This window comes from Paraburkholderia jirisanensis, from assembly GCF_054782355.1.
Map to the genome: position 1 here is coordinate 393731 of NZ_BAAGSQ010000033.1, position 26992 is coordinate 420722.

General features: G+C 64.7%; 27 protein-coding genes. 8 read left to right on the forward strand and 19 right to left on the reverse strand.

Annotated elements, in window-relative coordinates; translation table 11 throughout:
* Positions 1-372: 372 nt before the first annotated feature.
* Entirely contained in the window at positions 373-960 is a 588-nt protein-coding gene (locus ACYVNQ_RS33735; RefSeq protein WP_460909296.1) for a BPSL1445 family SYLF domain-containing lipoprotein, read from the forward strand.
* A 158-nt stretch (positions 961-1118) separates the two neighbouring features.
* On the opposite strand, the gene ACYVNQ_RS33740 is transcribed toward ACYVNQ_RS33735, so the two are convergent.
* Positions 1119-2189 carry a glycosyltransferase family 4 protein gene (locus ACYVNQ_RS33740; protein ID WP_460909298.1) on the reverse strand — a complete coding sequence of 357 codons (1071 nt, stop codon included), beginning with the start codon at positions 2187-2189 and terminating at the stop codon, positions 1119-1121.
* A gap of 114 nt (positions 2190-2303) precedes the next feature.
* On the opposite strand from ACYVNQ_RS33740, the gene ACYVNQ_RS33745 reads away from it, so the two are divergent.
* Positions 2304-2597: a hypothetical protein gene (locus ACYVNQ_RS33745; RefSeq protein WP_460909300.1), complete on the forward strand. Its 294-nt coding sequence runs from the start codon at positions 2304-2306 to the stop codon at positions 2595-2597.
* Between the two features lie 34 nt (positions 2598-2631).
* On the opposite strand, the gene ACYVNQ_RS33750 is transcribed toward ACYVNQ_RS33745, so the two are convergent.
* The 9 genes from ACYVNQ_RS33750 to mltG form a co-directional block, all read right to left on the reverse strand.
* Positions 2632-3795, reverse strand: coding sequence for an AAA family ATPase (locus tag ACYVNQ_RS33750; RefSeq protein ID WP_460909302.1), 1164 nt, complete (start codon positions 3793-3795; stop codon positions 2632-2634).
* Between the two features lie 42 nt (positions 3796-3837).
* Entirely contained in the window at positions 3838-5238 is a 1401-nt protein-coding gene (gene otsA / locus ACYVNQ_RS33755; RefSeq protein ID WP_460909304.1) for an alpha,alpha-trehalose-phosphate synthase (UDP-forming), read from the reverse strand.
* A 118-nt stretch (positions 5239-5356) separates the two neighbouring features.
* A complete protein-coding gene (locus ACYVNQ_RS33760; RefSeq protein WP_460909306.1) occupies positions 5357-5713 on the reverse strand; it encodes a Rap1a/Tai family immunity protein in 357 nt (118 codons plus the stop codon).
* A gap of 58 nt (positions 5714-5771) precedes the next feature.
* On the reverse strand, positions 5772-6515 hold the full coding sequence (locus ACYVNQ_RS33765; RefSeq protein ID WP_460909308.1) for an ankyrin repeat domain-containing protein: 744 nt from the start codon (positions 6513-6515) through the stop codon (positions 5772-5774).
* Between the two features lie 93 nt (positions 6516-6608).
* The gene (locus ACYVNQ_RS33770; protein WP_460909310.1) at positions 6609-7400 is read right to left on the reverse strand and encodes a TatD family hydrolase; all 792 of its coding nucleotides are present in this window, start codon (positions 7398-7400) and stop codon (positions 6609-6611) included.
* A gap of 121 nt (positions 7401-7521) precedes the next feature.
* Positions 7522-8115, reverse strand: coding sequence for a GNAT family N-acetyltransferase (locus ACYVNQ_RS33775; protein ID WP_460909311.1), 594 nt, complete (start codon positions 8113-8115; stop codon positions 7522-7524).
* 72 nt (positions 8116-8187) lie between these two features.
* Complete coding sequence (locus tag ACYVNQ_RS33780) at positions 8188-9234, reverse strand: DNA polymerase III subunit delta' (protein WP_460909313.1); 1047 nt, start codon at positions 9232-9234, stop codon at positions 8188-8190.
* Positions 9235-9264: 30 nt separating this feature from the next.
* Complete coding sequence (gene tmk, locus ACYVNQ_RS33785; RefSeq protein WP_460909315.1) at positions 9265-9885, reverse strand: dTMP kinase; 621 nt, start codon at positions 9883-9885, stop codon at positions 9265-9267.
* Complete coding sequence (gene mltG / locus ACYVNQ_RS33790) at positions 9885-10895, reverse strand: endolytic transglycosylase MltG (RefSeq protein ID WP_460909318.1); 1011 nt, start codon at positions 10893-10895, stop codon at positions 9885-9887. The genes tmk and mltG overlap by 1 nt, the downstream gene beginning before the upstream one ends.
* A gap of 80 nt (positions 10896-10975) precedes the next feature.
* Here mltG and ygfZ point away from each other — a divergent pair, with 80 nt between their 5' ends.
* Positions 10976-12091 carry a CAF17-like 4Fe-4S cluster assembly/insertion protein YgfZ gene (gene ygfZ / locus ACYVNQ_RS33795; protein WP_460909320.1) on the forward strand — a complete coding sequence of 372 codons (1116 nt, stop codon included), beginning with the start codon at positions 10976-10978 and terminating at the stop codon, positions 12089-12091.
* A gap of 154 nt (positions 12092-12245) precedes the next feature.
* Positions 12246-13061: an NRDE family protein gene (locus ACYVNQ_RS33800; protein WP_460909322.1), complete on the forward strand. Its 816-nt coding sequence runs from the start codon at positions 12246-12248 to the stop codon at positions 13059-13061.
* Between the two features lie 107 nt (positions 13062-13168).
* Here ACYVNQ_RS33800 and ACYVNQ_RS33805 read toward each other — a convergent pair whose 3' ends face one another.
* The 9 genes from ACYVNQ_RS33805 to ACYVNQ_RS33845 form a co-directional block, all read right to left on the reverse strand.
* Positions 13169-14128 carry an alpha/beta hydrolase gene (locus tag ACYVNQ_RS33805; protein ID WP_460911201.1) on the reverse strand — a complete coding sequence of 320 codons (960 nt, stop codon included), beginning with the start codon at positions 14126-14128 and terminating at the stop codon, positions 13169-13171.
* Between the two features lie 98 nt (positions 14129-14226).
* The gene (locus ACYVNQ_RS33810; RefSeq protein ID WP_460909324.1) at positions 14227-15090 is read right to left on the reverse strand and encodes an SDR family oxidoreductase; all 864 of its coding nucleotides are present in this window, start codon (positions 15088-15090) and stop codon (positions 14227-14229) included.
* 52 nt (positions 15091-15142) lie between these two features.
* Positions 15143-16141, reverse strand: a complete 999-nt coding sequence (locus tag ACYVNQ_RS33815) for an NADP-dependent oxidoreductase (protein ID WP_460909326.1) — start codon at positions 16139-16141, stop codon at positions 15143-15145.
* 92 nt (positions 16142-16233) lie between these two features.
* Entirely contained in the window at positions 16234-16731 is a 498-nt protein-coding gene (locus ACYVNQ_RS33820) for a PaaI family thioesterase (RefSeq protein ID WP_460909328.1), read from the reverse strand.
* Between the two features lie 9 nt (positions 16732-16740).
* The gene (locus ACYVNQ_RS33825) at positions 16741-17043 is read right to left on the reverse strand and encodes a Dabb family protein (protein ID WP_460909330.1); all 303 of its coding nucleotides are present in this window, start codon (positions 17041-17043) and stop codon (positions 16741-16743) included.
* Positions 17044-17309: 266 nt separating this feature from the next.
* The gene (locus ACYVNQ_RS33830; RefSeq protein WP_460909332.1) at positions 17310-17855 is read right to left on the reverse strand and encodes a 5' nucleotidase, NT5C type; all 546 of its coding nucleotides are present in this window, start codon (positions 17853-17855) and stop codon (positions 17310-17312) included.
* A gap of 85 nt (positions 17856-17940) precedes the next feature.
* The gene (fliD, locus tag ACYVNQ_RS33835; RefSeq protein ID WP_460909334.1) at positions 17941-19515 is read right to left on the reverse strand and encodes a flagellar filament capping protein FliD; all 1575 of its coding nucleotides are present in this window, start codon (positions 19513-19515) and stop codon (positions 17941-17943) included.
* Between the two features lie 162 nt (positions 19516-19677).
* Positions 19678-20664 (reverse strand): alpha/beta hydrolase, encoded by a 987-nt coding sequence (locus ACYVNQ_RS33840; protein WP_460909336.1) that lies wholly within the window; start codon positions 20662-20664, stop codon positions 19678-19680.
* A 181-nt stretch (positions 20665-20845) separates the two neighbouring features.
* A complete protein-coding gene (locus tag ACYVNQ_RS33845; protein ID WP_460909338.1) occupies positions 20846-21679 on the reverse strand; it encodes an MBL fold metallo-hydrolase in 834 nt (277 codons plus the stop codon).
* A gap of 522 nt (positions 21680-22201) precedes the next feature.
* Between ACYVNQ_RS33845 and ACYVNQ_RS33850 the strand changes: the two genes are divergently transcribed.
* The 4 genes from ACYVNQ_RS33850 (at position 22202) to ACYVNQ_RS33865 (ending at position 26965) form a co-directional block, all read left to right on the forward strand.
* A complete protein-coding gene (locus tag ACYVNQ_RS33850) occupies positions 22202-23338 on the forward strand; it encodes an FUSC family protein (RefSeq protein WP_460909340.1) in 1137 nt (378 codons plus the stop codon).
* Positions 23339-23402: 64 nt separating this feature from the next.
* Positions 23403-24713 carry an MFS transporter gene (locus ACYVNQ_RS33855; RefSeq protein ID WP_460909342.1) on the forward strand — a complete coding sequence of 437 codons (1311 nt, stop codon included), beginning with the start codon at positions 23403-23405 and terminating at the stop codon, positions 24711-24713.
* A gap of 190 nt (positions 24714-24903) precedes the next feature.
* On the forward strand, positions 24904-25803 hold the full coding sequence (locus ACYVNQ_RS33860; RefSeq protein WP_460909344.1) for a LysR family transcriptional regulator: 900 nt from the start codon (positions 24904-24906) through the stop codon (positions 25801-25803).
* Between the two features lie 148 nt (positions 25804-25951).
* Positions 25952-26965: a succinylglutamate desuccinylase/aspartoacylase family protein gene (locus tag ACYVNQ_RS33865; protein ID WP_460909346.1), complete on the forward strand. Its 1014-nt coding sequence runs from the start codon at positions 25952-25954 to the stop codon at positions 26963-26965.
* Positions 26966-26992 lie beyond the last annotated feature (27 nt).

Genomic DNA, 26992 nt, shown 5'->3' on the forward strand with positions numbered 1-26992 from the left:
TCACGTGCCGGTGACGCGCCGCCGCAACACCTGCTGCGATCCATCGCGTACGCGCGTGCGTGGCGCCAGCGAGTAAAAATAACCGGCTCGGGCGTGCGCTGCGTCCGCCCAAACTTTGGACGAAAAGCATGTTCGTCAGCAACTGTGAACGATGCGAATCGGCACACAAACCCGCTCAAACAGCATTCGCAGACGCCGGTCAGAATTACCTGAAGCGCCTTCACCAACCCTGCGCGACCGCTGGAAACGCCCATCACACAAGGCGCGGGGCTTGGTGTCAAATGGCGCCCTTTGCTTTGCCGTGTGTTATAACTAAACACGCAACCCGCGTGAACTGAGGCTGCATCCCCGGAACCACGATGGAGAAAAACGATGCAAAGACGAAACTTCATACTAACGAGTACCGCCGCGCTCGCTTTCGGAGGCCTTTCATTGGCGGGCTGCACCACCACCAAGAATTCGGGAGAATCAGCCGCGACCGACATGTCGAAGCGGCAATCGATCGACGCCAGCGTCGACGGCACGATGTCGCGGCTTTACACGACGGTCAACGGCTCACGCGAACTGGTGTCGAAGGCGCGCGGCGTATTGGTCTTTCCGTCGGTACTGCAAGTGGGCTTTGTGATCGGCGGCCAGTACGGTGAAGGTTCGCTGCGGGTGGGCGGCAGCACGGTCGGCTACTACAGCACCGTATCGGGCTCGTTCGGTTTGCAGGCCGGCGCGCAATCGAAGGCCATCATTTTCCTGTTCATGACGCAGGATGCGCTCGACAAATTCCGCAGCGCGGACGGCTGGTCCGCAGGCGCCGACGCTTCGGTCGCGCTGGTGAAGATGGGCGCGAACGGCGTAGTGGATACCACCACCGCGACGGCGCCGGTCGAGGTGTTCGTGCTGACCAATGCCGGCCTGATGGCCGACGTGTCGCTGGCAGGCACCAAGGTATCGCGGCTGAAAATCTGACGCCGCCCGCTTCGTCGGCGACGCGCACGGAGCCGGCACCGCGGTGTGCATACCGCGGAGGGTGCCGCTCCAACGAATAACCCCACGCTGCTGTTGAGCCACGCGTGGGGTTTTTGTTTGTGCCGCTACCAGGCCGCTACTGTGCCGCTTTTGGGCCGCTACGAACTGGTCGACGTATCGATCACCTTGAAGCGCGAGCGCTTCTGCGCGCGAATCACCGACTGATACGCGTCGACGTATTGCTGCGCCATCCGGTGCGACGTGAAGCGCTCCTCGAAGCGGCGCCGCACGGTCTCGCGCGGCAGCTTGTGCAAGCGGTTGACCGCTGCGACCGCGCCGATTTCGTCTTCGACGATAAAGCCGGACACGCCGTCGTCGAGCACCTCCGGTACCGCACCGCGATTGAACGCGATCACCGGCGTGCCACAGGCCATCGCTTCGATCATCACAAGGCCGAACGGCTCCGGCCAGTCGATCGGGAACAGCAGCGCATGCGCACCGGACAGAAACTCGGCCTTCTGATCGTCGGCGATTTCGCCGATGTATTCGACGTGCGGCAGTTCGAACAGCGGCCGGATATCGCGCTCGAAGTACTCGCGGTCGGCGCTGTCGACCTTGGCGGCGATGCGGATCGGCAAGCCGCAGCGCGCGGCGATGCGAATCGCCGTGTCGACGCGTTTCTCCGGCGAGATGCGGCCGAGAAACGCCAGATACCGCTGCTCGACCGGCTGCGGCGTGTACAGCGCTTCGGGCAAGCCGTGATAAACCGTCGACAGCCAGCGCGCTTGCGGCAGCGGCTGGCGCTGCGCATTCGAAATGGAAATCACCGGCGCGGTGCTGAACGTATCGAACACCGGCTGCTGCTCGGGCAGATCGAGCCGGCCGTGCAGTGTCGTGACGAACGGCGTCGCCTGACGCTTGAACACCGAAAACGAGTAGTAATCCATATGGAAATGCAGCACGTCGAACTCGTCCGCGCGACGGCGCACCAGTTCCATCAGCAGCATATGGGGCGCCACGCGGTCGCGAATGCCCGGGTCCAGACGCAGCGCGCGCGGCCATACCGCTTCGAGCTTCGCGCGCGTGACCGAATCGCCGCTCGCGAACAGCGTCACATCGTGGCCGAGTTCGACGAGCGCTTCGGTGATGTACGACACCACGCGCTCCGTGCCGCCGTATAGCTTGGGCGGCACCGATTCGGTCAGGGGGGCGATCTGCGCAATTCTCATCGGCGTCTCCGTCTGGTGGCGAACGAGTATGACAGTGCACCGGGCAGCGATCAAATCGCCGCGGTGCGCACTGCATGAGCGGGCAACCTGAGCGCCCGCGCGCGCTCGCCTGTTTTGTCGAACTACGTGCGCCATTATTGCCTGGAAGCCTTCCGAAAGCTGCGCTACTTGCAATTGCTGGGCGCTGTTACAGACGCGAAACATTCGGTGGATGGGTCGTCAGGCGGCATGAAGGCGGCACAAAGGCGGCACGCGGTGGCGCAGCGCGCGCAGTTTGTGCAACGGATGCGCGCTGCATTTGCTGCGCAACTGCGGTGCCTGCATGGCGCAGGTTGGACGGGCAACACGCCGGACGTGGCGCACAACGTGGCGAGAAACGTGGCGCAAAACGGCGAGCGCCTGGGTTAGCCGTGGCCAACCCGACTGACCGAAGCCCCGCGCCTCAGCGCGCCGGCCACTTCCACGCGGGAACGTCGAATTCGTCGCCGCCGGCGACGCGGGTCGCCCCCAGTTCCTTCTCCAGCACCAGCGACTGGCTCGCGCTGTCGCGCTCCAACGCCGCGATCAGCCGTGCCGCATGCGACACCACCAGCACCTGCGAATGCTGCGAGGCCTGCGCGATCAGCCGCGCCAGCGCCGGCAGCAAGTCGGGATGCAGGCTCGTCTCCGGTTCGTTCAGCACCAGCAGCGCGGGCGGACGCGGCGTCAGCAGCGCGGCGACCAGCAGCAGATAGCGCAGCGTGCCGTCCGACAGTTCGGCCGCCTTCAGCGGCCGCAGCAGGCCATGCTGGCGCATCGTCACCTCGAAGCGGCCTTCCAGATTCGCGATGTCGATATGCGAGCCGGGAAAGGCATCCGCGATCGCATCGTCGAGCGCCTGCGGCGCGCCGATCTCGCGGATCGTCTGCAACGCGGCGGGCAGGTCCGCACCGTCGTCGGCGAGTACCGGCGTGTGCGTGCCGATCTGCGGGATGCGCGCGGGCGCGTCGGCGTCGGTGCGGAAGTGGTCGTAGAAGCGCCACGAACGGATCTGCTCGCGCACCGCGATCATCTCCGGCGCGCCGCGCGGGTCGGAGAACTCGGTCATCATGCTGTCGAAACTCGCCACCGGATGCGGCACGGTTTGCCAGTCGCCCTGCTCGTCGCGCGTGCGCAGCGCCGCGCCGTGGCGGTCGACCAGCAGCGCCGACGGCCGCAGCACGGGCCCGCTCCAGATGCACTCGCGCTTGATCACCGGATCGAGGCCGAACTGCGTCGGCCCCGGTATCGGCAAGCCGAGATCGATCGCATAGCCAAAGGTGTCGCCGGCAAAGCCGAGCTTCAGATTCACCGCATCGCGCCGCACCAGCGGCTCGACCGGCTGCTCGCCGGCGCGCATCGCGCGCGAGAAGCGCTCGGGGCCGGCCCACAGTGTGGACTGAAGACCGCCTTCGCGGGCCAGCGACGGAATCACGTTGCCGCGCGCGGTGGCCGCCAGCAGGCGCAGCGCGCGATAGAGGTTCGATTTGCCGCTACCGTTCGCGCCGGTCACCACGTTCAGGCGGCCGAGCGGCACGATCAGCTCGCGCAGCGACCGGTAATTGGCGACGGCCAGCGCAGTCAGCATCGGACTCGCGTGCATGGGTCGCGGCACGGGTCGTGGTCTGCCTCAGGCCTGCGCCGCGCCGGCCAGCGGCACGCTGCGCAGATCGCTCAGGAAGGTATCGCGCCACACGCCCAGATCGTTCTTGCGCAGCGCAGCCATGTTGATTTCATGGCGGCGCTTGCGTTCTTCGAGCGGCATCGCGAGCGCGCGCTGCAGCGCCTCGCACATGCCGAGCGAATCGTGCGGATTGACGATCAGCGAGCCGGACAGTTCGGCTGCCGCGCCGGCGAACATCGACAGCACCAGCACGCCCGGATCGTCCGGATTCTGCGCAGCGACGTATTCCTTCGCGACGAGGTTCATGCCGTCGTGCAGCGGCGTGACGAAACCGATCTGCGATTCGCGAAACAGCGACATCAGTTTCCAGCGGTCGTAGCGCTGGTTCAGATAGCGGATCGGCGTGTAATCGAGGCCGGAATAGCGGCCGTTGATCCGCCCTGCTTCGTATTCGAGATCCTGGCGGATCTGCTGGTAGGTCGACACATCGGAGCGCGTGGGCGGCGCGATCTGCACCAGCGTGACGTTGCCGCGCCATTCGGGCGAGCGCTCGAGCAGGTGCTCGAACGCGCGAAACCGTTCGACGAGACCCTTCGAATAGTCGAGCCGGTCGACGCTCATGATCAGCTTGCGACCCTCGAGGCTTTGCTTCAGGTCGAGCACATGCTGACGGCTTTCGTAGCGCTTCGCCTGTTCGGCGATCTCGTCGGGGAACACGCCGATCCGGTACACGCCGGTGCGCAGTGTGCGGCCGAACGCCTCGACATGGCCGCCCTTTCGCACGGTGCCGCGCGCGTGGCGTTCGATGTAGTCGTGAAACGCGAGCTGGTCGGTGTCGGTCTGGAAGCCGATCAGGTCATAGCAGCACAGCGACTTCACCAGCTCTTCGTGCGGCGGAATGTTGATCAGGATTTGCGGCGACGGAAACGGAATATGCAGGAAGAAACCCATCCGGTTGGTCACGCCCTCGGCGCGCAGCGCCTCGGCGAACGGGATCATATGGTAGTCGTGCACCCAGATGATGTCGTCGGGCTCCAGCAGCTTGATCAGCTTGTGCGCAAGCCACGCGTTGACGCGCCGATAGCCGGCATAGTCTTCGCGCTCGTAGCGCGCGAGGTCGTTGCGGTAGTGGAACACCGGCCACAACGTGGCATTCGAAAAGCCGCGGTAGTACTGGTCGTAGTCCTTGCGCGTCAGCCCGACGGTGGCGAACGTGACGGCACCGTCCTCGTCGAGCGTCGGGCCCGCGTTCGCGACGGTTTCGCTGACCACGTCGCCGCTCCAGCCGAACCATACGCCGCCAGCGTCCCTCAATGCGCCGAATACGCCGACCGCGAGGCCGCCGGCCGAGCCCTTGGTTTCGGTGGGTGTTGCCACGCGATTCGATACGACGATTAGTCGGGCCATGCGGGTTCCTCCGTATGCGGTGTCAGGCACAGCAAAACGGCAGCGCTGTGCGGCGCACTGCTCGCACCGGCTGGCACCGTCGACGCTGGCTGGTGCTTAGCCCGCGTCGCTCATTTCGTTAGTTCGTCCCCCGGCACGGGAACGCCTTGCCGAGCCCGAGCGACACCGCGGTGCTCGCATTGAAGCTGGCCGCGTTCGGATTCTCCGCGATGTACTTGCGGACCGCGTCGGTCAATTGCTGGGAGCGCGCTTCCGGCGGCAAGCAGAAATACTGCCCGACGCGCGGCCCGGTCGTGCCGCCGATCGCATCGATCGTATTGAAGACGCCGTCCGCCGCGCCTTCGATATACGCACCGCACGCACTACGCGACGCGACGTCGGTCTTCGTGCACAGCCTGTTGAGGTCGCCCCCCGTAAACGCGGCCGCCGACAGCGGTACGGCAAGCGCGCTGGCGCAAATCAAAACCCGCAGCATGGTTATCCTTCGACGTATTGGCGATGCAAATTTTACCCGGCGTCTGTGGGCCGGTGTGCTATTTTGCACTGTTTTGTGGCGCTTTCGCAGAGTTGCCCGCCGGCGCCTGGTTCTGCATCTGCTGCAGCCGCGCCGTCAGCCCTTCGACGACGTCCGGCTCCTTGTACTGCTTGGCGAAATCGAGCGCGGTCAGGCCGATCTGGTTCTTCACGGTCAGGTCCGCGCCGTTGTCGAGCAACAGCTTGACCGTCGATACATGGCCGCCGCGCGCCGCCATCATCAGCGGCGTGGTGCCGTTCGGCGAACCAGCGTCGATGTACGCGCTGTTATCGAGCAGCAGTTGCACGACATCGTCGTGGCCGTTGGTGGCCGCGTAATGCAGCGGCGCCCAGCCCTTCTTGTTCACTTCCGCATCTTTCGAGATCAGCAGCTTGACGAGGTCGACGTCGTCGTTCAGCGCGGCCATCATCATCGCGTTTTCGCCGGCCTTGTCCTCGATCTCGAGGTTGATCTTCGGCGTGCTGGCGAGCAGCGCCGCGACCTGATCCGACTTTTCGCGGGCCGCCAGTACGATCAAAGGGATGCCCTGGCTGTCGGTCATGTTCGGATCCATGCCGTTGCCGAGTTGCTTCTTCACTTCTTTCACGTCGTCGAACTTGACCGCCTTGACCATCGTGTCGGCGGGCGCGGCGTGCGCCGGCAAGCCGGCCAGCGCAACACAGGCGATGCTTGCGCACAGGGCTGCACGCGCAAGGCCGCGACGCAGGTCGAAGGAACGGAATTCAGTGAGATGGCTTTGCATGCCTGCCTTTAAAAATATGGTCTATCTAATTGATAGTTTTGAATTTAATGATTCCGGCGCTGGGCTCGCGCAGCGCATATCTGGGCGCCGCATTCACGAGGCGCTGGGCGCGGGAATGGCGAACAGCCGGAAAAAGTTCTGCGTCGTGGCGGCTGCCAGCGCCGCTTCCGGCATCTCGCGTTGTTGCGCGATGAAGCGTCCGACATAACTTACGTACGCAGGTTCATTAGGCTTACCACGATACGGCACGGGCGCCAGGTACGGCGAATCGGTTTCGATCAGCAGACGCTCGAGCGGCACGCGCCGCGCGACGTCCTGCACGTCGGTCGCGCTCTTGAACGTGACGATGCCCGACAGCGAAATGTAAAAATTCTGCTCGAGGGCGCGCTCGGCGATCGCCCACGGTTCGGTAAAGCAATGCATCACGCCGCCCGGCACGCCCGCGCGTTCTTCGGCCATCAGGCGCAGCGTGTCTTCGGAAGCCGCGCGCGTGTGGATGATTAGCGGCTTGCCGGTCTGGTGCGCGGCGCGGATGTGCGTGCGAAAGCGCTCGCGTTGCCATTCCATATCGGCGATCGTGCGGCCTTCGAGGCGGTAGTAGTCGAGCCCGGTCTCACCGATCGCCACCACTTTCGGGTGCGCGGCCAGTTCGACCAGTTCCGCGACGCTCGGCTCGCGCGCATCTTCGTGGTCCGGATGCACGCCGACCGACGCGTAGATGTTGTCGTGCTGCGCGGCAATCTCGAGCACCGCGGGCAGCGTCTCGAAGTCGACCGACACGCACAGCGCATGCGTGACCGAATGCGTGCGCATATTGTCGAGCACCTGCGGCAGGCGGTCGGCGAGTCCTTCGAAGTTGATGTGGCAGTGCGAATCGACAAACATGATGGCTTCCGTTGCGGTTTGAAACGACGACGATGCAGGCGCGGCGCCCGGGAGACGCCCAGACGCCGGGGCAACACTCTGGTGACTCTCGCGTGACCTTCAGGCGGCGCTCGGGCCGCCCTCAGGCCGCGCCGAGACGACGCCCGACGATCACCAGATCGCGCTCGACGCCATCGAGCACCGCGACGCGCGGCAGCACTCCCCAATCTGCAAAGCCGAAGCCGTGAAACAGGCGCAGGCTCGGCTCATTGTGACCGAACACGAAACCGAGCAGCGTATCGATACCCAGACGCGGCGCCACGCCGAGCGCCTCGGCCAGCAGCGCCTTGCCGAGCCCCTTGCCGCGCGCGGCTTCGTCCAGATAGACGCTGACTTCAGCGGTGCGCCCGTAGGCCGGCCGGCCGTAAAAGTCGGAAAAGCTGAGCCACGCAATCACCCTGCCGCCTGCTTTGCCCACTTCATCTGCTTTGCCAGCCTTGCCTGCTTCGCCCGCCTTGCCTGCTTCGCCGGCTTCGCCCACTTCGTCTGCTTGACCCGCGTCGACGACCCACATCGGCCGCCGCTGCGGACTGTGCGCGTCGAACCACGCCCGGCGGCTGTCGATGCTGACCGGTTCGAGGTCGGCGGTCACGACGCGCGACGCCACCGTGGAGTTGTAGATGGCGACGATCGCGGGCAGATCGTCGGGCGTGGCATCGCGGTACGAAAGCGGCATGGCGTTACGTCGGATCGATATTGTAAGGGCACGCGGCACCCCAAAGCGGCGCCCGGCTGCAGGCACGCACGGCTACGCGAACACGTCGCGGTAGCCGAGAAACAGTTCTTCGAACACGAGCCGAGCGTTCAGCGGATGGTTCTCCACCGCGCGCTGCCGCGTCACGCTCTTCAGGAAGCGCGCGAACGCGGCCGCATCGGCCTCTTTCGCGCAGCGCGCGAGGGCCGCGGCGGCGTCCGGAAAGTAGCGCGGCGCGCCCGCGGCGCGTTGTGCGAGCAGATCGTACAGCCAGCGCTGCAGCCAGCCGAGCACCAGCGGCACCGGCAGCTTCTGCAGCGTCTCGCCGCACGCGAACGCATCGCAGTTGCGGCCGGCGGCCAGTTGCTGCAGCGTCCAGTCGCGCAGCGCGCGGTTTTCGTCGCGCGCGAGCGCCAGCGCCGCGAGCGGCGCGCCGCCGGCTTCGGCGAGCAGCGCGGGCGCATCGTCGACGCCTTGCGCGGCAAGCCACGCGGCAGCCACCGCCGGCGCGGGGGTCGGCATCGGCCACTGGCGGCAGCGGCTGATGATGGTCGGCAGCAGGCGGTCGATGCGCGCCGTCCCCAGCAGAAACACGACGCCGGCAGGCGGTTCTTCGAGCGTTTTCAGCAGCGCGTTGGCCGCCGCGACGTTCAGCGCCTCGGCCGGATACAGCACGACCACCCGCAGGCCGCCGCGGTGCGAACCGACGCCGCAGAAATCGAGCAGCGCGCGCACCTGCTCGATCTTGATTTCCTTGCTCGGCGCGCGGGTTTTCTTGCCGTCGTCGGCATCGGCCTTGTCGGCCTTGCTGTCGGCCTTTTCGTCGGCCGGCGCCGCGAAACCCGATTCGGCGGCCAGCGCCTCGGGCAGCACGATCCGGTAGTCGGGGTGGTTGCCCTGCACGAACCACTTGCAGGCCACGCACGCGCCGCACGGCTGGCCGTCAGGCTGCGGCGCCTCGCACAGCAGGCCTTGCGCGAGGTGCTGCGCGAAATGCAGTTTGCCGATGCCGGCCTGGCCGTGCAGCAGCAGCGCGTGCGGCCAGGCGGCGCGCAGCTGTTGCAGCCGGGTCCATTCGTCGGATTGCCACGGGTAGATCATGGGGTTCGATGGGTTCGGTCTTTTTTGAAATCAGAAGCGCGCGATCAGATCTTCCAGCTGCTTCTGGATCGAGATGATGCTGAGCGTCGAATCGATGATAGCGAAACGGTATGGCGCTTCTTCCGCGCGACGCAGGTACTCGGCCCGCGTGCGCGCAAAGAACGCATCGGATTCGCCTTCGAAGCGGTCCGGCGCGCGCACCGCGCCGCGCCGCGCGCTGGCGGTATCGGGCGGCACGTCGAACAGCACCGTCAGGTCCGGCTGGAAGCCGCCCTGCACCCAGCGCTCGAGCGTTTCCAGCTTGTCGCGCGGCAGCCCGCGGCCGCCGCCCTGGTAGGCGAAGGTCGCGTCGGTGAAGCGGTCGGACAACACCCAGTCGCCGCGTGCGACCGCCGGCTCGATGACCTGCGCCAGATGCTCGCGGCGCGCCGCGAACATCAGCAGCGCTTCGGTTTCGAGGTCCATGCCCTGATGCAGGAGAATCTCGCGCAGCGACTCGCCGAGCGCCGTGCCGCCCGGCTCGCGCGTGACGACGACGGTGCGGCCGGCCTGCGCAAGCTTCGCTTCGAGCCGCTCGCGGAACCACGCAAGATGCGTGGTCTTGCCGGCGCCGTCTATGCCCTCGAATGTGATGAATTTGCCACGCGCCATTATTGCCCTCGAATATATTTGTCGACGGCCTTGTTGTGATCGCCGAGCGTGTCAGAAAAGATGCTGCTGCCGTCGCCGCGCGACACGAAGTAGAGTGCGCTGGTCTGTGCCGGGTTCAGCGCCGCTTGCAGCGACGCGACGCCCGGCAGCGAGATCGGCGTCGGCGGCAGACCCATCCGCGTGTAGGTATTGTAAGGAGTGTCGGCAAGCAGGTCGCGCTTCTTCAAATGGCCGGTGTAGCTGTCACCCATCCCGTAAATGACGGTCGGGTCGGTTTGCAGCGGCATGTTCGCACGCAACCGGTTCGCGAACACGCCCGCCACCATCGGGCGGTCCGACGCCCGGCCGGTTTCCTTCTCGATGATCGACGCCATCGTCAGCGCCTCGTACGGCGTGCGGTACGGCAGACCCGGCGCGCGCGCAGCCCACGCTTCGTCGATGCGCAACTGCATCAGCCGGTAGGCGCGGCGATAAACCTCGAGATCGCTGGCGTTTTTGTCGAATAGATAGGTGTCCGGGAAAAACAGCCCTTCGGCGCTGCCGCTCGCGGTGGCCGGCGCACCGATCGCCTTCAGCAGGTCGGCGTCGGACAGCGAGGCCGCATCATGCCGCAACGCGGGGTTCGCGTCGAGTTCGGCGCGCATATGCTTCAGGGTCCAGCCTTCGATCACGGTGGCCACGTACTCGTTGACGTCGCCGCGCGCGATCTTCTGCAGCACTTCATACGGCGTCACACCGCTCTTGAACTCGTAGTTGCCCGATTTCAGTGCCGACTGCAGCCCGAGCGCGCGCGCCATCAGCACGAACAGCTCCGGCTCGACCGGCACGCCGCCGCGGTTCAATTGCGTGGTCACGCTGCGCAGACTGCTGTGCGGCTTGATCGTGACGTCCAGTTGGGATGCTGCGAGGTTGATCGGTTGGGTGGCCCAGTGGTAAGCGCCGGCGGCCGCCGCCGCAGCCAGCACGACGAGCGCCATGCCGGCAAGCAAACATTTCTTCAGAAGGGACATGCGGGACAAGGCTGGGGTTAAGACTCATATAATACCTGGTTGCTTTGCCGAAAGTCACAACCGACTTCTCTCTCGCATTTATGAACGCACCGCTCGCTTCCGCTTCTGTCTCCGCCGCGGCTAACGCTTCGGGCGCCACGGCCGGCGCCAGTGCGGTCGCGCCGGCCGCTGCCGCGGCTGCTCCGCTACCGCCGCTACCGCCGCTACCGCGCCCCGCCCGCGAAGAATTCGACGCCGCGCTCACGCGCGGCGCATATATGCCGCTCACGCAATTCGGCATTATCGACGTCAACGGCGACGATGCCGCAGCCTTTCTGCACACCCAGCTCACCAACGACACCCAGCACCTCGACGCGGCCAGCGCACGCCTCGCCGGCTATTGCACGGCCAAAGGCCGGCTGCTTGCGTCGTTTCTCGCGTGGCGCACCGGCGGCGCGATCCGCCTGCTGGTCGCAGAGGACGTGCGGGCCGCCGTGCAAAAACGCCTGTCGATGTTCGTGCTGCGCGCCAAGGCAAAATTGACCGATGCGAGCAGCGAACTCGTCGCGGTCGGCCTCGCCGGCGACGTGCGCAAGGCTTTGTCCGGCGTGTTCGACGCGCTGCCGGACGGCGTGCACGTGAAGGTCGACGGCCCGGCCGGCGCACTGATCCGCGTGCCCGATGCAGCCGGGCGGCCGCGCTATCTATGGGTTGGGCCGCAAGCCGAAGTCGCCGCGCGCCTGCCGCTGCTGGAGGCGCAGCTCACACGCGCGTCGGCCGCGGTGTGGGACTGGCTCGACATCCGCGCGGGCGAACCGCGCATCACGCAACGGGTGGTCGAGCAGTTCGTGCCGCAGATGGTCAACTTCGACGTGCTCGGCGGCGTCAATTTCCGCAAGGGCTGCTACCCGGGCCAGGAAGTGGTCGCGCGCAGCCAGTATCGCGGCACGATCAAGCGGCGTACCGCGCTGGCGAACGTGGCCGGCGAGACCGATACCGTGCTGCCGGGCCTCGAGCTGTTTCACTCGGACGATGCGGGCCAGCCGTGCGGGATGGTGGTCAACGCGGCGTCGGCGGCGGATGGCGGCGTCGATATGCTGGTCGAGATCAAACTGGCGGCGCTCGCCGGCGGCAGCGTGCATCTGGGCGCGGGCGACGGGCCTGCGCTCACGTTCCTGACGCTGCCCTACGCGCTGCCCGGCGACGAAGAAAGCTGATTGGCGCGCGATCGGCGGCGCGAGCGCCGCCGATGCGTTGCGTACCCTTTGCGCACCACCTGCTTTGCGCACCACCTGCTTTGCGTACGACCTGCTTCGAGCCCCCATCTAAACGCCGGCGCCGTAGACCGGCCGCAGGAGACCCCTCCCCACGATGTGCCTGATCGTCTTCGACTGGCAGCCCGCCGCTACCGACGGCCCGCTCTTCACGCTCGCCGCGAACCGCGACGAATTCCTGCGCCGCACGGCCGAACCGATGCACTGGTGGGACGATGCGTCCGGACTGCTGGCCGGGCGCGACCTGGTCGGCGGCGGCACCTGGCTCGGCATGACCCGCGATGGCCGCTTCGCCGCGCTGACCAACTATCGCGGGCCGCACGAGATGCGGCCCGATGCGCCGACGCGCGGCACGCTGGTGAGCCGCTGGCTGAGCGAACCCGAACGCCGCGCACCGCTCGACTATCTGAATGAAGTGGCGCAAAGCGGCGATCTTTATAACGGCTTCAACCTGCTGGTCGGCGACTGGACGCGGCGCGAGCTCGGCTGGTATTGCAACCGCTCGCCGAAGGCACCGGCGCTGCTGGCGGCCGGCGCGCACGGCATTTCGAATGCGGTGCTCGACACGCCGTGGCCGAAGCTCGTGAAGAAGCGCGCGGAACTGGCGGCGCAGGTCGCCGGCGATCCACTGACGCCGCTCGAACGGCTGATCGACCTGATGCGCGACACCCGCGAGGCGCGCGACGACGAACTGCCGGCCACCGGTGTATCGCTGGAACGCGAGCGGCAGTTGTCGGCGGCTTTTATCGAGACGCCCGGGTACGGCACGCGCGGCACCACCGCACTGCGCGTGCTTGCACATGCAGACCATCTGAGCGTGCAGGCAGCAGAACGCAGCGATGACAACGGCGCGCACGTGATCAGGCGGCCTGGAGATTTCGAGCGCAGTTTTGCGTTCGAGATTGCGCGGTAAGGAGGGCGCGTGGCCCTTAGTCCGTCGCCGCGCGCAGCGTCACGCGTGCGCGTCGCGAACGAGGCCGGTCACGCCAGGCACTCGAACCCGCACAGCGCGGCGACCGCTCAATCCACTCCAAACGCCGCGCGCAGCGCCGCGGCCGCATCGGCATGCGCTTGCGCAACATCGGGCACGAAGCCGCCCATCTTGAAGAACTCGTGAATCATCCCTTCGTAGCAGCGATGTGTGACGACATTGCCCGCCGCGTGCAGTTTCCCGGCGTACGCGGCACCCTCGTCGCTGAGCGGATCGTACTCGGCAGTCGCGATCCACGCGGGCGCCACGCCGCGAAAATCCGGCGCGCCGCGCGGGCCGTCGAGCGGCGCGAAGCGCCAGTCCGCGCGATCGTCGGAATTGCGCAGATATTGCGAGAAAAACCACTGGATCGTCTCACCCGACAGCAGATAGCCATTCGCGAGCCGCGCATGCGATGCCGTCTGCTGATGGCCGGTTGCACCCGGATAGATCAGCAGCTGCAGCGCGAGCGCAAGGCCCGCGTCGCGCGCCAGCACCGCGCAGACCGTGGCAAGCGTGCCGCCCGCGCTGTCGCCGCCCACCGCGACACGCGTCGAGTCGATGCCGTATAGCGCGGCGTTCGTGTGCAGCCATATAAGCGCATCGAAGGCATCGTCGACGGCGGTCGGAAACTTGTGCTCGGGCGCGAGCCGGTAGTCGACCGATAACACCGCGCACTGCGCATCGCGCGCGAACATCCGGCATAGCGCGTCGTGCGTCGCAACGCTGCCCACTGTGAAACCACCGCCGTGGTAGTACACCAGCGCCGGCGCGGGCTGCGCCCACTGCGGCTCGACCGGCTGATAAAGACGCGCGCGGATCGCGCTGCCGTCGCGCACCGGCACCTCGAGGTCTTCTACCGAGTACATCGGCGCGCGGGCAATTTCGAGGATCGGCGCACTCTTTTCGTACGCTGCGCGCGCCGCCTGTGGGCTCAGTTCGTGATACGGCGGGCGCTTCATGCGCGCGATCATGTCGAGCACCTGCTCGATCTTCGGGTTCAACGGCATCGTGCATCGGGCGGCGCGCGGGCGCCAGGCGGTGGACAGAGCGGCCATCATGCCATGGGCGCCGGCGCGGCGCGCATCAGCTCGCGGCCCCTCTCAAGTTACAGCGCGTGCTTCGACTCCAGCTTGACCGGCACGCCTGGCGCGCGCCCCTCTTCGATATCGGCGTGGCGCTGTTTAACCGAATCCATGATTGCCGGATGTGTGAGCACGTAGAAGCGCCCTTCGCGCACCGCCTCGAAGGTCAGCTCCGCGATATCCGCCGCGCTCTTCTTGCCGGACTGCACCGCGCGCTGCAGTTGCAACCCCGCGGCCTGCTGCGAGCGCGTCGGCGCGCCTTCGTTGCGCAGTCCGGCGGGCCGCGTGCGCTCCGCATCGGCGATACCGGTCGGCACGAACGCCGGGCACAGCAGCGAGCAGCCGATCGGCGCGCCTGCGTTGCGCAGATCGTGATGAAGCGTCTCGGACAGCGCCACCACCGCATGCTTCGACGCGTTGTACACGCCGATCCCCGGCGCCGTCACCAGCCCCGCGACCGACGACGTGTTGACGATATGCGCCGGCTCGTCCTGGCGCAGCATGATCGGCGTGAACACGCGCACCCCGTTGGCGACACCCATCACGTTGACGCCGAACACCCACGACCAGTCGTGCGCCGAGCTTTCCCAGATGAAGCCCACCGTCGCCACACCCGCGTTGTTGAACAGCAGGTGCACCTTGCCGAATGCATCGAGCGCAGCCTGCGCGAGCGCGGCGACGTCGGCTTCGCGCGACACGTCGGTGCGCACGCCGATCACCTGCGCACCAGCGCTGCGCAGCGCGTCGACGGCGCGCGCGAGCGCTGCTTCGTCGACGTCGGCGAGCACCAGCTTCATGCCGAGCGCGGCGCCCTTGTCCGCGAACGCGCGGCCAAAACCGCTGGCCGCGCCAGTGATCACCGCAACCTTGCCTGCAAAGTCAAACATCGTGGTCCCCGTCGTGTGGTTAGCGCGTCCCGTGCGCGCGAACCTCATTAGATCAAATCAGTTTGACGATCTGTTTGCCGAAGTTCTGCCCTTTCAGCATGCCGAGGAAAGCCTGCGGCGCCGCGTCGAGGCCTTGCGCAATGCTTTCGCGGAAATGCAGCTTCTTTTGCGCGACGAGCCCGCCCAGTTCCTGCAGCGCCTGCGGCCATACGTCCATATGCTCGTTGACGATAAACCCTTCGATCATCAGCCGTTGCGTCAGGATCAGCTCCGGATGCTTGAGCGGTACCGCATCGCCGTCGTAGCGCGCGATCATCCCGCATAGCGCGATACGGCCGAACGCGTTCATCCGCGCGAGCGTCGCATCGAGCCCCGCGCCGCCGACGTTTTCGAAACAGCCGTCGACACCGTCCGGCGTCGCGTCCTTCAAATCCTGATAGAGATTGCCCGCCTTGTAATCGACGCAGGCATCGAAGCCGAGCGTCTCGACCACGTAACGGCATTTCTCGGCGCCGCCGGCAATGCCGACCACACGGCAGCCGCTCTGCTTCGCCAGTTGCCCGACCACACTGCCCACCGCGCCGCTTGCCGCGCTGACCACCACGGTCTGGCCGGCCTTCGGCGCGATGATGCGCTTGAGCCCGTACCAGCCAGTCACGCCGGGCATGCCGACCGCGCCGAGATACGCGGACAGCGGCACGTGCGTCGCGTCGACCTTGCCGATGCCCTTGCCGCTGGACGTGCCGTATTCCTGCCAGCCGAGCATGCCGACCACCTTGTCGCCGACCGCGAACGATGGGTGCTTCGACTCGACCACCTCGCCTACCGTGCCGCCGATCATCACTTCGTTGAGCGCCTGCGGCGCCGCGTACGACTTGCTGTCGTTCATCCGGCCGCGCATATACGGGTCGAGCGACAGATAGTGGTTGCGCACGCGGAACTGGCCGTCCGCGAGGGGTTCGAGCGGGGTTTCGACCAGCTTGAAATTGTCCGGCGTCGCCGCGCCCTGCGGACGCGACACGAGCAGCACCTGACGATTGATTTCGGCCATCTCTGTCTCCTTTCGTTCTGGTTCGCTTTCGATCTGCGGGGTTGCGGCTGTGACTGGGTTTAGCCGTCCTTTAGCCGTCCTTTAGCCGTCCTTTAGCCGTCGCTTGGTCCGGGCTTCGCGGACGGATCGCTGCGCAGGCGCTGCTGCGTCACGTCGCGGCCCACCGCGAGGCGCCGCATGTACTTGAAGGTGCCGAGCGCCTTCGCGACGAAGTGGCCTTCGCTGTCGCGGATTTCTCCTTCGCAGTAGGCCATCGTCGTCGAGCGGTGCAGCACGCGGCCACTGGCGCGCAGCTCGCCGCGGCCGGGCTGCATGAAGTTCACCTTCAACTCGACGGTGACCACGCCGACGCCATCCGCCGCGAGGCTGCGTGCGGCCATCGCGAGCGCGACGTCGGCGAGCGTCATCGTTACGCCGCCGTGTGCGACGTTCCACGTGTTCAGATGTTCGGTGGCGAGCGGCAGCACGACGTCGCTCGTGCCGTCGGCAGCGGCGACGACGCGCACGCCCAGGTGGTCGACGAACGGGCTTTCGATGGCCGGCGCGGTAATAGGCGACGCTGCGTCGCCTGCGTTATGCGAATCCGTCATCGCAGGCGCTCAGACTTCGAAATCGATCGCCGCGCGCGACTCGCGCACCGCGGCGACGAAGGCTTTCAGCGCTTCATGCTGCGGGTGAACCTGGTAAGCGTCGAGCGCGGCCTTGTCGGCGAAATCGGATTCGAGAATCACATCGTGCGTCGATTCGAGGCCCGGCTGCGCGAGGCCCACCTCGAGGCGCAGGATGCCCGGCACAATGCCGCGGCAGGCTTCGAGCTTCTGTTTCAGTTTCAATGCGTTTTCGGCGCGCGACGCGCCCTCGGCCTGTTCGTGCAGCTTCCACAGCACAATGTGACGGATCATGGTGTTCGGTACCTGTTCGCGGTGTTCGAGAGAATCCTGCCTTTCCTTGTCTGACCCGCGTGAGCGCCATCCCCGGCGCGCAACCGTTCGTCTTTAGATCCGACGAAAAAGCGGAGATGGGAATCGATGCGATCAGACAGGCAACGCAGATGGTAAGCCGCTCGAGCTAACCGATGCAAACAGTCTCTAACAGAAGGCGGAACCGGACGGCCGCCGCCGCGCCATATTCGACAAGCTGTGCGGCCACACTGCACCGCCAGAAGGTATTACGCCCTCTGCTCAAGCAAGGCAATGACCTCGGCCCAGCTGTCGACACGCGGCGTCCATGGAATCATGCGATTGTGAGGAGCGGAAAAAAGGACGCCCTGCCCTCTGAAGCGGGAAAAATGACGAACATTGTCGTCGATAAGAAAATCCGCATCCAGAATACTTTTGTCGCCGCAAAACACGATGTTTTGCGGCGAGACAAACGAAAAATGTTCTTCCAGCCATGCAAATTTTGCTGCGCAGGAGGCGGGGTACTCCATGGCTGCGGTGGCGATGAAGATCTCAAACTTCTTCGAAAGGTGTTTCAGCGCGTCTTGTGCGCCCGGCATAACAGATAGACCGCGAAAAAAAGAACCCTCATGCAAGAGCTCCTGCAACTTCTCGTAGTGATGGGGTTCCACGAGCTGTCTGATATTTCGCCCCACCCCGTCTTCATCGTTCCAGCTATGGCTGTAGGTGCGCTGAAGCCAGTCTCGCTGAGCGGTGAAGGAGTCGGCGATGACCTCGTCCATATCGATGGCTACGCGAACTGGATAGCGATACATAACGCCCATCTTGAAGAGTTGGAATTCGAAAAAATTATACCGTCACACCTTGTGAGTGCCCGACACCTTCACCCGTTTTCACCCGTTACTTGTTGGCGGACAGCGCGCCCTGATTGTTCTCGCCACCAAACAGTGCCGTCAGATACCGCGCGTTGTTGTTCATCTCCGTCATCAGGTTGTTCAGCGCGGTGAACTGCGCTGAGTACTGGGTGGTCAGCTGTGCCTTGTAGGCCGTCAGCGCAGCCTGCTCAGTCGGCACGCTGTTCGGGCCGCTGCCGGTCAGATCCGACTTCAACGCATTGACGCGCGTCGTAATCGCACCGGTGGTCGACAGCTGGGCGGAGATCATATTGTTCAACTGCGCCGCAATGCCGTTAGTCGGGTTCAACACCTGCGCGACGCCCGCCTGATTGTTCTTCAGCGCCGTGCTGAGTGCGTTGCTATCCACCGTCAGCGTACCGTCCGCGTTCAGCGAGATGCCGAGCACAGCCAGGCCCACAGCACGCTGGCCCGTGCCGACTGCGCTGGCGACGATCGACGACAGACTGTTGTTCAACTGGTTGACCGTCGGGTCGCCGAGCAGCACGCCAGTGGTGGCGCCCGTGCTGTCGAACGCGGTGGCTGTGCCGCGCACCGAGACGTAGCTGTTGTAGGCGGTCACGAAGCTGTTGATCGCCGTCGTTTGCGCATCCGTGTCCGCCGCGATCGTCAGCGTTTGCGGCGTGTCGCCGATGGCCGCTGCCGTCAGATTCAGCGTGACGCCGGTGAGGGCCTTCGAATCCGAATTGGTCGGGCTGGTGACCGGCGTGCCGTCGACCGTGAAATAGGCGTACTGCGCCGCGCTGGACTGCGTCCAGCTGCTGCCGGGATCGATGGTCGACGCGTTGCTGTTAAACGTGGTCGTACCGTCGCTGTTGTTGCTGACGGTCGAAGGCACAGCCGCCGTCGACGTCACCGCCAGCGTGGACAGTGTCGAGCCGCCGTCGGTCTCGTCGACAGCCACGCTGATCGCACTGGCGGCACCGCCGCTGGTCGCGTGCAGCACGAGGTGGGCGCCATCGGCGCCGTTCACGACAGTCGCGGAGACGCCCGGGTTGTTGCTTGCCGAATTGATTGCCGCGGCGATATCGCCAACCGTGTTGTGCGCGCTGCCGATACCAACCTGCATCGACTTGCCGTTCACCGAAATCGTCAGCGTACCGGTGCCGAGCGCGGCGTTCGTGTCATATGCCTTCGACGTGAGCACCTGATCGGTGGCAATCCGTTTGACGCCGATCGAATATGAGCCCGCTGTCGCGCCCGGGGTCGTCGCCGTGCCCGCAAGCGCCGTCGCGGTCAGGCCGTCGCCGCTCGCAACGGCTTTGAACGCATTCACCGTCGAGCCGTTCGACAGCGACGCAAGCGCGATCTGCAGCGCGGAAAGCGCGCCCTGCACGGCCCCCCAGCTGGTGATCTGAGTGGTGTCGGCACTGGCCTGAGCGCGCATTCTGTCGGCCTGTCCAGCGGTCTTTGCGGCGACGAGCGCATTGACGAGTGCGCTCGTATCGAGCGTCGTGTTGCCGGTCGAACCGGCGATGATCGACTGCGCCGCCGCCTGCAGCAGCGATTGCGCATCCGCGGCGGCTGAGCCGCCGGCTGTGCTGGAAGATAGGGTGGACATGGACTCACTCGGTACGTGTTCTTTTCGGTTGTAATTGATCGTCGCCACCCTGACCGGGCAGGGATACGTCGCTTCGATCAAGCTTGACCCGGGCAGCAAACCAGCCAGATGGCCCCCTCTGGACATCGACTGTCAAAGGGTCCGTTGCCGCCCGCGGTTACGTCATTGCTTCAGCGCATCGCGAATGGCGTCGCTCGCCTGCCTGATCGCCGCCTGCGTTCCGGGTGCGTCATGGATTCCATTGAGCAGCACAAAGTCGTGAATCATGCCGTTGTAGCGAGTTGCCGTAACCGGTACGCCCGCTTCCTTGAGCTTGCGCGCGTATGCTTCGCCCTCGTCGCGTAGCGGGTCGTTCTCCGCAGTGATCACCAGCGCTTGCGGGAGGCCGCGAAGCTGCTCGGGCGTCGCGCGCATCGGCACGGCGTATGGGTTGTTGCGCGTCTTGTCATCCGGCGCGTAGATGCTCCAGCCGAACTGCATGAAAGCGCGCGACAGGAAGCGGCCTGTGTCGAAATCGCGATACGACTGCGTATCGAAGTTCGTATCGGTAGCGGGAATCAGCAGCACCTGCAGGCGGATCCTGGGGCCGCCGCGGTCCTTGGCCATCAGCGCCAGTGCCGCGGTCATGTCGCCCCCGACCGAGTTGCCCGCAACCGCCATACGGGTCCCGTCGACCCCGATTTCCGCACCATGCTCAGCGACCCACTTCGCGGCCGCGTAGCTTTGCTCGATCTGCGTTGGGAACACCGCGTCCGGAATCGGCGTGTATTCGACGAACACCGCAGCCGCGCCTGAACCCACCACCAGATCGCGCACGAGCCGCTTGTGATTTTCGAAATCGCCGGCAATCCAGACGCCACCGTGAATAAAGATCAGCACCGGGGGCTTACCCTTCACGTGCTCGGGCTTCATCACATACAGCTTCACGTTCTGGCCGTTTTCGGCAATCGTCTTTTCCGAAATGACCACACCGGAAAGATCGACAGGGGTCCTGGCCTGCAGCCCCGTCAGGACCGCGCGAACCTGCGGCCCGGGCAAGGTCCAGAACGGGCTGCTGTCCTTGTTCACGTCGGCGAGAAACGAACGCACCTGCGGGTCGATTTTCGGGTCGGTTGCTGCGTCCGGTGCGGCCGATGCAGTGTGACTCATAGCGAGGGTAGCTCCTGCGAATAGGGCGATTTGACTAAGACGGTTCATGACATTTCTCTGCGGCGAAGGGTTGCTTGGACCTGCGATATTTCTGTTGTGGTACGCCGACACGACCTCAACTCGTGAAGGCGTTTTTGGGCAAGAATTGCGCAACTCACGACGAATGCCAGCACGCAGCGGGCTATAAGAAGGTCCAGCGAAATCCGTCGGCATCCGCCTGAACGGTTCCCGCCGAGCTGCCCGCGAAGTGCGGCGTAAAGACCGTCGCGCCCGTCCTCGCGGCACGCTCCAATACCCAGCGGCGCGAGACGTTCGCGCGCTCCTTGTCGGCACAGAACACCGAACTCCAGCCAGGCTGGTAGACCTGCAACGGGTGGTGCCAGACGTCGCCCGTGAACAGCGCCGTTTCGCCCGCCGATGTCACTTCAATCGACATATGCCCGACGCAATGGCCGGGTGTCGGGTGGAACACGATCCCCGGCAGATATTCGCCGCCCCCGACACCGATCTCGTCGACCAGACCGGCGTTGATCACCGGCAGCACGCTGTCCTCGAAGACCATCAGGCGCTTTTCGCCTGCCGGAGTGTCGAAGAACTCGCGTTCGGCCGTCGGCAGGACATAGCGCGCGTTGGGAAAGGTCGGGACCCAGCGGCCCTCTTCGAGCCGGGTGTTCCAGCCCACGTGATCGACGTGAAGATGCGTAAGAAGGACGAGGTCGACCTCTTCGGGCCGCACGCCCGCTGCTTCGAGCCGCGCCAGATAAGGCGTGTCGAGCTGGTGAAACAGCGCACTGAACGGGCGATTCTTGTGATTGCCGCTGGCCGTATCGACGAGAATCGTGCGTCCCTCGTGACGGACGACCCATGTATGAATGCTGAGCAGAAAGTTCTCTTCACTTGCATCGATATGGTCTGCGTCGAGCCAGCAACGATGCTCTCCCAACACCGACGGGCGGAAGTCGCTGAACAGCACGTCCGTTTTCAAGCTAAAGATCTGTTCAGTGACCTTGGTCACGGTTGCGTCGCCGACGCGATGTATTGCTGGTTGCCCGTTCATGATCCTGCTCGCAATGAGTTCATGCCGCGTACCACACGGCCTGAAACGACAGGAAAACTATGGTTGATCTGCAGGCGGCATGCCAATGCCGTTTGAGTTCGCACCTGATGCCCGGCAGGCATCGGATGGTGCGGATGTCGCTTGAGCGAGTGGACCAGATACGGGGGGCACTGCGGAAGTCACGAAACAGGAGAACGGCGATGCCCTTAAAGCATCAGTCTCCCCACACAACGGCATTGGCGTGCTGAGCGTCAATTACCGATACTCGACAGGCAGGGACATCGGGATTTCGCCACATGCACGGTGCAACGCGCTACGTAATGAGCAAAACCAAAGCGAGCAAAGCCAAAGCGAGCAAAGCCAAAGCCGCCTGAGCCTTTAAGACCTTTCGACGACTATGACCTCTTCCCATTTCTGCCCGATGCGCGGCCGCGGCTCGCCCTGGTTGCTTTGCGCGGCGCGTCGGGCCGGATCAAGGCAATGCAGAATCTCGCGCTGACTGCGTTTTCAGACACGCTAGGTGCGCTGCGCGGCGAACTCTCTCTGGCCAGAATCACTGAACGCACACCCCAATGCATCACCGCGGTGACGGCCACCGTTCTGGCGACCTACCTGGCACACTGGTTCGGCTTGCATGAGATCTGGTGGTCCGCGGTTTGTGCATTCGCCATCACGGGTCAGGATGCGAAAACATCCTTGAACCAGGGAATCCAGCAGATTCTCGGAACCATTGGCGGCACCGCGTTCGGCTTGATCCTGTCGAACTACGTGGACGGTGAGGCTGGTCTGTTTGTCTTTTCGGTTACGTGCATCGCGGCTGCGGGCCTTTATCTGGCCACCAGTCGCGCCGCAAGCTACATGTGGATCCTGTCCACGTCACTGGCCATCTATGTACTCACCGCCGCCCGCACAAGCCCGAACACGAGCACCATCGCGATCGCCGAAGCGCTGGGCGCGAACGCGCTGGTCGGCTCGATGACTTACTGGGCGGTTAATCGCGTCTTCGGCAGCGTGATGTCCGCAACCGGGTTCGGGTCGCGCAAAGCCGCTGTCGTCACGGCATCGCCTGCCCTCGCCACGGCACCATTCAATGTCGCGTTTGTTCGGGCGCGTAACGTGTTCGCCGGCGCACTCACCACCTGCATATTGGCGTATTTCGCCTATCGTCATCCGGTCGACGGATTCGTTCAGGCAATGACCACGGCGCTCGTCATCCTCGTGGTTCCGCTGCACATCCATCAGGACCGGTCGACGTACATGGTTGTGTTGCGGATGCTGCATCGCCTGCTCGGATGTCTTCTAGGCAGCGTCATCGCATGCGTCGTCCTGCCGATCGCTACGGGTAACGCGCTCTACTGCACGCTTGCGTTGTGTGTTGCGATCTGGTTCTCCTGTCATCTGCGCTTTGGCGATTCCAGCATCGCATACGCCGGCACGCAATGCGGCGCCGTGATCATCCTTGCGTTCGTGCATGACGAGGTGTGGTTCAGCGACACGGTCGGCATCGCTTATGGACGCCTGACCGGCATCGTCTTCGGAACCGTTGCGCTGGCGCTTGTGCTGGCCGTGGTCAGTAGCGTGCTTGCGTGCTCACGATTTTCGCGCGGTTCCGGCTAGGGCTTGCGTATCGAATCGGGGAAATGGCCTTGTTCGCGATGCTCAGGAATTCAGGACGATAACGATGGAATCAACGGGGCGCTCGCCGCGCATCCGGCAAGTTGCGGCCGCTGTCATTGGCAATGCGCTGGAGTGGTACGACTTTATCGTGTTCGGCTTTATGACCGACATCATTTCGTCAGTGTTCTTTCCCGCGCAGCACGCCTATGCGTCGCTGCTGCTCACCACAGCAAGCTTCGGCGTGGGCTTTGTGATGCGCCCGATCGGCGGCATTCTCATCGGTATCTATGCGGACCGGAAGGGCCGCAAGGCCGCGCTGCAACTGATCATCGCGGTGATGACGGTCGCGACAGCGCTGCTGGCGTTCGCGCCTCCGTACACAACGATCGGCGTCGCGAGCTCGCTTGTCGTCGTGATCGCCCGCATGCTGCAAGGCCTTGCCACGGGCGGCGAATTCGCCAGTTCGACAGCGTTACTGATCGAACTGGCGCCGGCAGGCCGGCGCGGACTGTTCGGTTCCTGGCAGATGGTTGGCCAGGGTTTGTCGCTGCTTGCCGGCGCGATGATCGGCGCGGCGATCACTCACTCCCTCTCTCATGACCAGCTTTATGCGTGGGGGTGGCGCATTCCGTTTGCGATTGGGCTACTGATCGCGCCCGTGGGGGTATGGATCCGCATTCACCTGCACGAACCCACCCCGACCTCCGCCGCGGCGCACGCTGCGCAGCAGACGCTTTCGATGACGCAGGCCTTGCGGCAACACGGCAAAGCCTTGCTGTCGAGCGCGCTACTCACGGCGTCGGGCACGATTGCGTTCTATGTGCTCGTCATCTATATGCCGATCTTCGCGAATCGTAGTCTCGGCATCGCGCTCGACACGGCGTTTGGCTCGCAGTGCGTCGCGATCGTCGCAATGACGCTCATCATTCCGTTCTCGGGTGCGCTATCCGACCGGATCGGCCAGCGCCCGCTAATTCTTGCGTCCCTGATCTGCTATTTTTTGCTGCTGCTGCCGCTCTTCGAATGGCTGCTTTCCGCACCTGGCACTGCGCGCCTGATGGTGACGCAGATTGTCTTGTGCAGCGTACTCGGCGTGCTGCTGGGGCCGTACGCCCCGGCAATCGCGGAACAGTTTTCCGTCGGGATCCGTTCGACCGGCCTCGCGATCAGCTACAACACCGCCGTCATGCTGTTCGGCGGGTTCGCGCAATTTTTCCTGACGATCCTGCTTCACACGACCGGTTCGCTGTTGACCCCGGCCTTCTATCTGCTGTTCGGCGCGGCACTGGGTATCGCCGGGAGCCTGCTGCTCGTCAAACAGGCCGAACCTGCGACAACCGAGGCCAGCGTCGCGGAGCCGGCGGCGCGCAGCTAGCCTCGCGGCATTTCGCGCACCGTGGTGGCGCCCCTGCTTTTCACCAGGCTGCTCTGGTAAGCTGACTTCGCTGTGGCGCGGCGCGTAGTGCGCGACCCGGCAGCGCAGAGGCCGGTTCTCCCGCGCGACGCGGATCTCGTCGAGACAACATGCAGCGTTGTTAAGCCCACTTCATCATCACGGATCCAGCATGGAACTACGTCACCTGCGCTACTTCAGTGCTGTGGCCGAGAATCAGAGTTTTCGCGTGGCGGCCGAACGAATTCACGTCACGCAGCCCGCTATCACGCGGCAGATTCAGGACCTCGAGGCCGAAGTGGGCGTTGCGCTGTTTCAGCGCACCAACGTCGGCGTCGTGCTGACACCCGCCGGCGAGTTATTCCTGCGCGAAGTGCGCGTGGTGCTTTCCACGCTCGCCGCCGCGACCCGCGCCGCGAGGCGAGTCGCGGCCGGTCTCGAAGGCAGCCTGCGGATCGGCTTTGTAGAGAACAGTAGCTGGGAGGGTCTCGTACCCGACGTGTTCGCGCGTTACCAGGCGCAGGCGCCGGATATCCACCTCGCGCTGTTGCCGATGAACACGCCGGAGCAGATTGAATCGCTGGTGGCCGATCGCATGGACGGCGGATTCATCTACACGTTCGACGCACTGCCCGCCGAAATCAGTACGATCCCGCTGATGCGCAGAGGCCCACTCCTTGCGGTCCCGAGGCAATGGGGCTGGCCGGACGGTCAAACCATCCGTGCGAGTGAACTCAACGACAAACCGATCATTGCGTTTCCCCGTCACACGTACCCCGCCTATCACGACTATTTCATCCAGACCTGCCGCGAAGCCGGGCTCAAACTGACGGTCGTCCAGGAAGTCACCACCGAAGCCGCGATCCTGTCGCTCGTGTCGGCCGGCATTGGCGCAGCCATCGTGAACGCGGGCAATCGCGGCCGTCAGCCGGCACGTGTGCAGTTTCTGGAATTGTCCGACCTGCCTCTCGAGATTCCGCTCGCGTTCGCGTACCCGAGGCAAAACCAGAACCCGGCACTCGCGCGTTTCATCGTGATGCTGAAATCCCTGCACGCGGAGATGGTCAGCTGATCAGGTTCACTGGTTCATGGGGCGATACCTCGTGGACATCACCCAGCGCAGCAAACGGCATTGGAACGGATCGTTCGGATTCACCATCATTTGATGGCACGGTGACGACACTGCTCACCTTTTCCATTCGACGATCAGGTTGTGCCTCATGGACGCGCAAAAGACCCGCATCACCACCGATATCCAGTTCGATCGGGATGGCTTCCAGACCGGGACGCTTCGCGTACCGCATTCGGTGGACCGTTCGGCCTACGGTCATATCCCCATTCCAGTCGCCGTGTTGAAAAATGGCAAAGGCCCCACCTTGCTCTTGACCGGCGGCAACCATGGCGACGAGGTCGAAGGTCCGGTCGCATTGATGAAACTGCTGCAACGCCTGCCACACATCGCGATCAACGGACGCATCATCGTCGTGCCGGGGCTGAACTTCCCGGCGTTTCTGGCCGGAAAGCGCACGTCGCCGATCGACCACGCGAACCTGAACCGGGTCTTTCCCGGCAAGCGCGATGGCACGATCACCGAACTTATCGCGCACTATGTCGACACTGAGCTGTTTCCGCGCGCCGACGTCATCTTCGATATGCACGCGGGTGGCCAGTCGTTCAACCATATGCCGACGCTGTTGATCTACGCACCGGGCGACGCGGCAAGGCGGGCCGAATACCTGCGCCTCGTCAGATCATTCGCAGCCCCCCATGCGATGGTGATGGATCTGCTCGGCGAAGATCGTACCTATGGCGCTGCGGTGGAGCGTCACGGGAAGCTCTTCCTGTGTGGTGAGTTCGGTGGCTACGGCACCTGCAATCCCGACGGTCTGGCGATCGTCGAGGAAGGGCTTGCGCGGCTGCTCAAGGCACTCGACATCGTTCGCGATGAAGCGGTGCCGGCTCCACGTTTCGACACCCGGTATCTGCAGGTCGAAGGGCAAAGGCATTATGTCTTCTCACCCGCCACGGGCGTATTCGAACCCGCGGTCCGGCTCGGCGAGCGCGTCGTCGAAGGCCAGCTCGCCGGTCGGGTATTCAACCCGCACGCACCGTGGGCCGCGCCGCTCGAACTGACATTGGCCGGGGACGGCGTAGTGATGTGCGTCCGGTCGTTCGCAAACGTCGAGCCCGGCGACTGTGTGATGCTGCTCGCGTCCGAAACGACGTTTGACTGAAGCGGGAGAAAGCGGTGTCGGCGTCGA

What these genes read in the sequence shown, in the direction of transcription:
- ACYVNQ_RS33735 (WP_460909296.1), top strand. Translation starts at nt 373, where the DNA reads ATGCAAAGACGAAACTTCATACTAACGAGTACCGCCGCGCTCGCTTTC.
- ACYVNQ_RS33740 (WP_460909298.1), bottom strand. Translation starts at nt 2,189, where the DNA reads ATGAGAATTGCGCAGATCGCCCCCCTGACCGAATCGGTGCCGCCCAAG.
- ACYVNQ_RS33750 (WP_460909302.1), bottom strand. Translation starts at nt 3,795, where the DNA reads ATGCTGACTGCGCTGGCCGTCGCCAATTACCGGTCGCTGCGCGAGCTG.
- otsA (WP_460909304.1), bottom strand. Translation starts at nt 5,238, where the DNA reads ATGGCCCGACTAATCGTCGTATCGAATCGCGTGGCAACACCCACCGAA.
- ACYVNQ_RS33760 (WP_460909306.1), bottom strand. Translation starts at nt 5,713, where the DNA reads ATGCTGCGGGTTTTGATTTGCGCCAGCGCGCTTGCCGTACCGCTGTCG.
- ACYVNQ_RS33765 (WP_460909308.1), bottom strand. Translation starts at nt 6,515, where the DNA reads ATGCAAAGCCATCTCACTGAATTCCGTTCCTTCGACCTGCGTCGCGGC.
- ACYVNQ_RS33770 (WP_460909310.1), bottom strand. Translation starts at nt 7,400, where the DNA reads ATGTTTGTCGATTCGCACTGCCACATCAACTTCGAAGGACTCGCCGAC.
- ACYVNQ_RS33775 (WP_460909311.1), bottom strand. Translation starts at nt 8,115, where the DNA reads ATGCCGCTTTCGTACCGCGATGCCACGCCCGACGATCTGCCCGCGATC.
- ACYVNQ_RS33780 (WP_460909313.1), bottom strand. Translation starts at nt 9,234, where the DNA reads ATGATCTACCCGTGGCAATCCGACGAATGGACCCGGCTGCAACAGCTG.
- tmk (WP_460909315.1), bottom strand. Translation starts at nt 9,885, where the DNA reads ATGGCGCGTGGCAAATTCATCACATTCGAGGGCATAGACGGCGCCGGC.
- mltG (WP_460909318.1), bottom strand. Translation starts at nt 10,895, where the DNA reads ATGTCCCTTCTGAAGAAATGTTTGCTTGCCGGCATGGCGCTCGTCGTG.
- ygfZ (WP_460909320.1), top strand. Translation starts at nt 10,976, where the DNA reads ATGAACGCACCGCTCGCTTCCGCTTCTGTCTCCGCCGCGGCTAACGCT.
- ACYVNQ_RS33800 (WP_460909322.1), top strand. Translation starts at nt 12,246, where the DNA reads ATGTGCCTGATCGTCTTCGACTGGCAGCCCGCCGCTACCGACGGCCCG.
- ACYVNQ_RS33805 (WP_460911201.1), bottom strand. Translation starts at nt 14,128, where the DNA reads ATGCCGTTGAACCCGAAGATCGAGCAGGTGCTCGACATGATCGCGCGC.
- ACYVNQ_RS33810 (WP_460909324.1), bottom strand. Translation starts at nt 15,090, where the DNA reads ATGTTTGACTTTGCAGGCAAGGTTGCGGTGATCACTGGCGCGGCCAGC.
- ACYVNQ_RS33815 (WP_460909326.1), bottom strand. Translation starts at nt 16,141, where the DNA reads ATGGCCGAAATCAATCGTCAGGTGCTGCTCGTGTCGCGTCCGCAGGGC.
- ACYVNQ_RS33820 (WP_460909328.1), bottom strand. Translation starts at nt 16,731, where the DNA reads ATGACGGATTCGCATAACGCAGGCGACGCAGCGTCGCCTATTACCGCG.
- ACYVNQ_RS33825 (WP_460909330.1), bottom strand. Translation starts at nt 17,043, where the DNA reads ATGATCCGTCACATTGTGCTGTGGAAGCTGCACGAACAGGCCGAGGGC.
- ACYVNQ_RS33830 (WP_460909332.1), bottom strand. Translation starts at nt 17,855, where the DNA reads ATGTATCGCTATCCAGTTCGCGTAGCCATCGATATGGACGAGGTCATC.
- fliD (WP_460909334.1), bottom strand. Translation starts at nt 19,515, where the DNA reads ATGTCCACCCTATCTTCCAGCACAGCCGGCGGCTCAGCCGCCGCGGAT.
- ACYVNQ_RS33840 (WP_460909336.1), bottom strand. Translation starts at nt 20,664, where the DNA reads ATGAGTCACACTGCATCGGCCGCACCGGACGCAGCAACCGACCCGAAA.
- ACYVNQ_RS33850 (WP_460909340.1), top strand. Translation starts at nt 22,202, where the DNA reads ATGCAGAATCTCGCGCTGACTGCGTTTTCAGACACGCTAGGTGCGCTG.
- ACYVNQ_RS33855 (WP_460909342.1), top strand. Translation starts at nt 23,403, where the DNA reads ATGGAATCAACGGGGCGCTCGCCGCGCATCCGGCAAGTTGCGGCCGCT.
- ACYVNQ_RS33860 (WP_460909344.1), top strand. Translation starts at nt 24,904, where the DNA reads ATGGAACTACGTCACCTGCGCTACTTCAGTGCTGTGGCCGAGAATCAG.
- ACYVNQ_RS33865 (WP_460909346.1), top strand. Translation starts at nt 25,952, where the DNA reads ATGGACGCGCAAAAGACCCGCATCACCACCGATATCCAGTTCGATCGG.